Source organism: Yoonia sp., from assembly GCF_036007805.1.
Taxonomy (GTDB): domain Bacteria; phylum Pseudomonadota; class Alphaproteobacteria; order Rhodobacterales; family Rhodobacteraceae; genus Yoonia.
The window spans coordinates 1-6,463 of sequence record NZ_DASYOK010000233.1; the positions used below are offsets into that span (position 1 = coordinate 1).

Consider the following 6,463-nt stretch of genomic DNA (forward strand, 5'->3'; position numbering starts at 1 on the left):
TGCGACATGACAGGCTGGCCCCCGATCCGTGCGCCCACGGTCCAGCGGAAAGACGCCTCCGAAGTCTCAGCCTTGATCCCGATCTCATAGCCGCTGATTTTGGCCTGTGCGGCACCCTCAGTCCGGTAAAGTTCACGGTAACGCCGCGGATGAATAGGGTCGTAGCCGGGGATGTGGAATACCCGCCTCTTCCTGACCTGTCCGACCTGCGCGTTCATCCCTGCCCCTCTTGGCTTATCGGCCGCAGGTTAGCGGGTTCTGCGGTAAAGGATAAGAGCCTAGCCAATCAAAGCGAGCGCAGGGAACCGCTCAAGCAGCCAATAGCTGAAAGCCGCGAATTGACCGGTCATCATCATCAGGCCCACGGTCCACAACAACAGGCCCGAAATCTTTTCGATCCGGTCCATATGGCGCTTCATCCAGCCCATGACCCCTTTGAGGCGCGGAAAGAATGCAGCGACCAGCAGGAAAGGAATGCCCAGCCCCAAGGCGTAGACCGCCAACAGAACGGTACCACGTGCGACATCGGCCTCTGAGGCGGCAAGGCTGAGGATTGCACCAAGGATCGGCCCGAGGCAGGGTGTCCAGCCAAAGGCAAAGGCAAGGCCCAACAGATAGGCGCCAAAGGCAGAACCGCCCTTGTCACCCGCGTCAACGCGCAATTCACGGTCAAGAAAGCCGATCCGATAGACGCCGACGAAATGGGCGCCAAGGATCATGATCATCGCACCCGCGGCAACAACGAACCACTCCTGCACCTGCAATAGCATCCGCCCCATGGTGGAAAACGCGAGACCCAACAGAAGGAAGATCGTCGATAGCCCCAGCACAAAGAAAACAGCCGAAACAAAGACGCGCTTGCGCGCAGCGCTTGTTTCTTCCATTTCGCTGACCGACACACCGCCCATATAGGCAAGATAAGGCGGCACAACAGGTAGCACGCAGGGGCTGAGGAACGACAGAATGCCCGCCAACATGGCGATCAACATCGCCGGCAGCAATGCGGCGTCAAAAATCAGAGCAGTGTCGAGCATTTCATTTCCTTTGCCCCTGCTTAAGCGAGCTTTTGCACAAGGTCACGGGCCAAGTTGTCACAAGTTGGTGGACAAATTGAAACATCGCGCCTACCTCCACGCTATGACTTATGATGCTGATCTTGATGCCAAAGGGCTGCTTTGCCCGCTACCCGTGCTGAAAGCACGTAAACGCCTGCAGGCCTTGGGGTCTGGTGAGGTGCTGCGCATGCTGGCCGATGATCCGGCCGCGATCATTGATGTCCCGCATTTTTGCGCCGAAGCAGGCCATACGTTGGTTGCGACGGAAGACACGGCCGACGGACAGCTTTATTTTATCAAAAAGGCCTGATTGGTGATTGCGGAAAGGCCGTAGCCAAAAGCCTGAGCCACGTGCCGACAATGGCGATCATGCGTTGGTCAGGTTTCAAATCAGTCAGATCAGCGGCGGCATCCCCTGCCGCGCAAGCAGTGCTTTGCTAGATCACCCCATACGTCCCCGCATCGTGGCCAGCAAGACCGCTCTATCGGCGATATCAAGGGCTGCGCACATGTGACTGACGGTACCGGACAGATGTGTTCGGGCCGGTCTGACATATTGGTCCCTGACGCAAAAAGGCGCTGCCCATCAGACAGCGCCAATCTGCTTTTCGCGTTCTGCCTTGCAAATGCCGCACCTGGAAAACCGAAGCCTCCTGCGATGCGGACATGCTCGGATATCAGCCGCCGAGCGACCACCATCCTTTGCGCTTGGGCTTTGCCTTCTCCGGCGTCGCTTCTTCTGCGACAGCAGGGACAGGTTCCGGTTTGGCTTCCTGTACAGGTTCCGGCGCAGGCGCAGGAGCGGGTTCAGCCGCGGGAGCTTCTGCGACAGGTGCCACATCTTCTTTCGGCTTTGGCTTGGCACGGCTACGCCGCTTGGGCTTTTCCTCTGCAGCAGGTGCCGCAGCCTCTGGGGCAGCATCAACGGCAGCAGGTACTTCTGCTTCCACATCCACCTTCTTGCGGCGCGTCCGCGTTTTCGGCGCAGGTTTGTCCTTGGCAGGCTCTTCGGCGGGTGTCTCCTCAACCGGTGCCACCTCGGCCCCGGTCTCGGCTTCAGCTTTGGCCACTACCGGCTTCTTGCTCCGACTCCGCGTGCGCTTGGGCTTCGCCTCCGGCGCAGGTGCGTCTTCGGTTGGCGCGGCATCTGCCTCCTGCTGTGAAGCATCGGCAGTGTTGTCTTCGTTTTCCTCATCGCCGTTCTGATGATCACCATTCTGGTTCTCACCATTGCTACCACTGCCACCGCGACGGCGCCGACGCCTGCGGCGCTTGCGCTTGGGCTTGTCTTCACCATCGCCCGCAGGCGCGTGACCTGCACCACCGTGCGTGTTGCTGTCCGCGTCCTCATCGCTGTCGATGATGATATTTTCATCTGCGACGACATCATCATCGTCATCATCCATCATCACCGCAGAGGCGACAACCGGCGCCGCATCGGGGACAACACGTGTGGCTGTCTTGAACTTCTCAATCGCAAAGTCAGGTGACACGAGCGTCGGATCACATTCGATCCGGACGGACATGCCGTAGCGCGCTTCGATATCGGCGATATGTTCGCGCTTGCCGTTCATCAGGAAGTTGGCAATCGAGATCGGCGCCTTGATCAGCACCTCTTTGGACCGTCCGCGCACGCCCTCTTCTTCCAGCGCGCGCAGGATGGAAAGCGCCACGTTGTCGTCCGAACGCAGCAGGCCGGTGCCATGACAATGCGGACACATCTGGGTTGTGGCCTCAAGCATACCGGGGCGCAGGCGCTGACGCGACATTTCCATCAGGCCAAAGCCCGAAATCCGGCCCACCTGAATGCGGGCGCGGTCGGTTTTAAGCTTGTCCTTGAACCGCTTTTCAACAGCGGCGTTATTGCGACGTTCGTCCATGTCGATGAAATCGATCACGATCAGACCGGCCAAGTCACGCAGGCGCAACTGGCGCGCAACTTCATCAGCGGCCTCAAGGTTGGTTTTCAGCGCCGTCTGTTCAATCGAACCTTCTTTGGTCGCACGACCAGAGTTGACGTCGATGGCCACGAGCGCCTCGGTGATACCAATCACGATATAGCCGCCAGACGGCAGTTGCACCGTCGGGTTAAACATACCGTTGAGGTATCCCTCAACCTGATAGCGCGCATAAAGCGGCATCTGTTCGGCATAGTATTTCACGTTTTTGGCATGGGACGGCATGATCATTTTCATGAAGTCCTTGGCAGTGCGGTACCCTGCCTCGCCCGCCACGATCACTTCGTCGATCTCTTTGGAATAAAGGTCACGGATCGAACGTTTGATCAGGTCGCCTTCTTCGTAGATCTTTGCCGGTGCCGTCGATTTCAGCGTCAGTTCGCGGATCTGTTCCCACATACGTTGCAGGTATTCATAATCGCGCTTGATTTCAGCCTTGGTGCGTTGCGAACCAGCGGTGCGAATGATCAGGCCCGCGCCTTCAGGCACAGTCATATCATTGGCGATTTCTTTCAGCTTCTTGCGGTCGGCAGCATTGGTGATTTTGCGGCTGATACCGCCACCGCGCGCGGTGTTGGGCATCAGCACACAATAGCGGCCAGCCAGCGACAGATAGGTGGTCAGTGCTGCACCTTTATTGCCGCGCTCTTCTTTCACGACCTGAATCAAAAGGATCTGGCGAACCTTGATCACTTCTTGGATTTTGTAACGCTTAGGGCGTGGCTTGCGCACAGGGCGCACCTCGTCCGTGTCATCTTCCTCGGCGACGCTTTCAATCGTGTCGTCTTTGCTCTCTGCGTCTGCACGATCACCATCCTCGTCATCATCGAGGTCTTCGTCAGCGGCAGGCGTATCGACAGGCGTCTCGCCGACCAGCTCCATCGGAGAACTGCCCTCTTCGCTGTCACCCAGATCAATGGTTTCCATGCCCGCGATATCGCCAGAGGTCTCTTCCTCGTCGGTTTCAACCTCGGATGTGATAACCGCGTCGTCGCTGGTTGTTCTTGCGGCGGCCGATCTGCTGCGGCGGCGGCGCGTTGGTTTTGGCTTTTCTTCCTCGGCCTCTGCTTCGGCTTTCAGGCTCTCGGCATAGGCTTTTTCCTCAGCGATCAGCGCCTCGCGGTCCGCAATCGGGATCTGGTAGTAATCGGGATGGATCTCCGAGAACGCAAGAAAACCATGGCGATTACCGCCATAGTCTACAAACGCTGCCTGCAGCGATGGTTCAACCCGTGTTACCTTTGCGAGGTAGATATTGCCGGCAAGCTGGCGCTTGAACTGGCTTTCAAAATCAAATTCTTCGACTTTGTTTCCGTCGACCACAACAACGCGGGTTTCTTCCGCATGTGTGGCATCTATTAGCATTTTCTTTGGCATTTTTTCCGTTCGCACATAACCGCGGTGGCGCCCCTGGGGGTGCCGGGCTCCGTGTTATATGTCTGATTAAGGCGATCTGCGCGCGGGCTGTGCCAGCGCCCCTTGGGGCGGCTGCATCTTGCCTGCATGTTTGCGCGCTTTGCATCGCGTTTCTTCTCCGACCCCGCATAAGCGAAGCCCGTTCATGGCCCAGTCGGCGTTGTCGCACGATCCGTGGCGTTCTCCTGACCCCGGGGGATCAAATCAGCTGTCTTGTTTTGATGTGTGGTCAAAAAACAATGACAGAGAATCTCTATCGGCTGTCACCGCGCAACTGTCGCGCGAGCATCCGTAACCAATACATAAGGGAGGAACGGCACCCAACACAAGTGCCTGTGTGCAGGGTGCCTCAAATCATCGTGGATTTATCGCAGCTTGGCCCTAAAGATAGTCGGACCGCTGTAGCCCGTACTTCGCCATCTTCTCGTTCAGCGTCCGGCGCGGCAGGCAAAGTTCATCCATCACCGCCACGATCGACCCCTTGTGCCGCCGCATGGTGTTGTCGATCAGCATCCGCTCGAACGCCTCGACAAACTCTTTCAGCGGTTTGCCTTCGGTGGTCATTGCGGGCTTGGTCTCATCTGTGTCCGCCATCAAAAGCGACGCAATCGAGCCTGATCCACGCCGGTTCTGCAATACCGCGCGCTCGGCCACATTGATCAGCTGGCGCACATTGCCGGGCCACGGAGCCTGCAAAAGCTGGGCCGCCTCTTGCGCGCTCACCTCGGGGGCGTCGCAGCCGTATTCATCGGCGAATTGTTCGCCCAGACGGGTAAAGAGCGTCAGGATATCCTCACCGCGCTGGCGCAGGGGCGGCACTGTTATGCGCAATGCGGCAAGGCGGTAAAAGAGGTCAGGCCGCAGCACGCTTTCACAGGTCTGGTCCTGTTCTTGCAGGTTACAGATCGCCACGATCCGTGTCTCGGCAGGCGTGCCCTGTTCATTTATCGCGGTCAGCAAACGCGCCTGCAACGAATGGCTGAGCGCCTCGATGTCTTCGAGCACCAGCGTGCCACCGCGTGCTTCTTCCATCGCGGGGATCGGTTCATCATCATTGGCAGGGCCAAAGATAATCCGGCCCAATGTGTCTTCGTCATAGGCCGAACAGCTAAGCAGCACGAATTTCTTGTTGGCACGCGCCCCCACCGCATGCAGCGCATGGGCGACAAGTGTTTTGCCGGTTCCCGTCTCGCCCTCGACAAGAACATGCCCGTCTGCCTGCCCCAGATCGAGGATATCCTCTTTCAGACGTTCCATAGGTCCCGACTGACCGATCAGTTTCTTGATCAGCGCAGAGCCATCCGACAGTTCACGGCGCAGCGCACGGTTATCAAGGGTCAAACGGCGGGCGCTGGTGGCCTTTTTGGCCAGTTCGGTCATGCGATCGGGGTTGAACGGCTTTTCAAGAAAATCGAATGCACCAATACGCATTGCCTCAACCGCCATGGGCACGTCACCGTGGCCTGTGATCATGATCACAGGTAACGCGCTATCGACGCCTTTGAGCTTTTTGAGAAACTGCATGCCGTCCATCCCCGGCATCTTGATGTCGCTGACAACAATGCCGGGGTAGTCATTCCCCAAACCGCGCAGCGCCTCTTCTGCAGAGGCGAATGTTTCGGTGTCAAAACCGGACAGCGCCAACCACTGCGAAATCGACTGGCGCATATCCTTCTCGTCATCAACAATCGCGATCTTCATGACTTTACTCATGGTCTTTTCCTTACTCTGCCGCGGCGACATCCTGCCTTAACGTCGGCAGTTGCACCTCGAATATAGCCCCGCCATCAACTGCGTTCCGCGCAGTCAGGCGCCCGCCCAAGTCGTTGACGATCCCGGAGGAGATGGCAAGCCCGAGACCCACCCCATCACCAGGTTGTTTGGTGGTGTAGAATGGCTCGAATAAGTCGTCGAGATTTTCGATCCCCGCACCGTTGTCACGGATTTGCAGGCTGACCGTATCGCCAGCCGCAAGCAGGATTTCAATCGTCGGATTGGCCGACAATTTTGTGGCATCCAGCGCGTTGCGCAGCA

Annotated in this window: 5 protein-coding genes and 1 pseudogene; 1 reads left to right on the top strand and 5 read right to left on the bottom strand. The window is 57.9% G+C overall.

Features of this window, described 5'->3' with window-relative positions; all coding sequences use genetic code 11:
- A pseudogene (locus tag VGP75_RS12855) lies at positions 1–218 on the bottom strand (hypothetical protein); the annotation flags it as partial.
- 60 nt (positions 219–278) lie between these two features.
- Positions 279–1,034, bottom strand: coding sequence for a cytochrome c biogenesis CcdA family protein (locus VGP75_RS12860; RefSeq protein ID WP_327544050.1), 756 nt, complete (start codon positions 1,032–1,034; stop codon positions 279–281).
- 103 nt (positions 1,035–1,137) lie between these two features.
- Between VGP75_RS12860 and VGP75_RS12865 the strand changes: the two genes are divergently transcribed.
- Positions 1,138–1,365, top strand: coding sequence for a sulfurtransferase TusA family protein (locus tag VGP75_RS12865; protein WP_327544054.1), 228 nt, complete (start codon positions 1,138–1,140; stop codon positions 1,363–1,365).
- A 367-nt stretch (positions 1,366–1,732) separates the two neighbouring features.
- Here the strand turns inward: VGP75_RS12865 and VGP75_RS12870 are convergent, their stop codons facing one another.
- The 3 genes from VGP75_RS12870 to VGP75_RS12880 all read right to left on the bottom strand — a co-directional run.
- A complete protein-coding gene (locus VGP75_RS12870) occupies positions 1,733–4,390 on the bottom strand; it encodes a ribonuclease E/G (protein ID WP_327544051.1) in 2,658 nt (885 codons plus the stop codon).
- 420 nt (positions 4,391–4,810) lie between these two features.
- Positions 4,811–6,142 carry a sigma-54-dependent transcriptional regulator gene (locus tag VGP75_RS12875; RefSeq protein WP_327544052.1) on the bottom strand — a complete coding sequence of 444 codons (1,332 nt, stop codon included), beginning with the start codon at positions 6,140–6,142 and terminating at the stop codon, positions 4,811–4,813.
- A 10-nt stretch (positions 6,143–6,152) separates the two neighbouring features.
- Positions 6,153–6,463: sensor histidine kinase (locus tag VGP75_RS12880; protein WP_327544053.1), on the bottom strand; the 311-nt coding region annotated here is incomplete at its 5' end.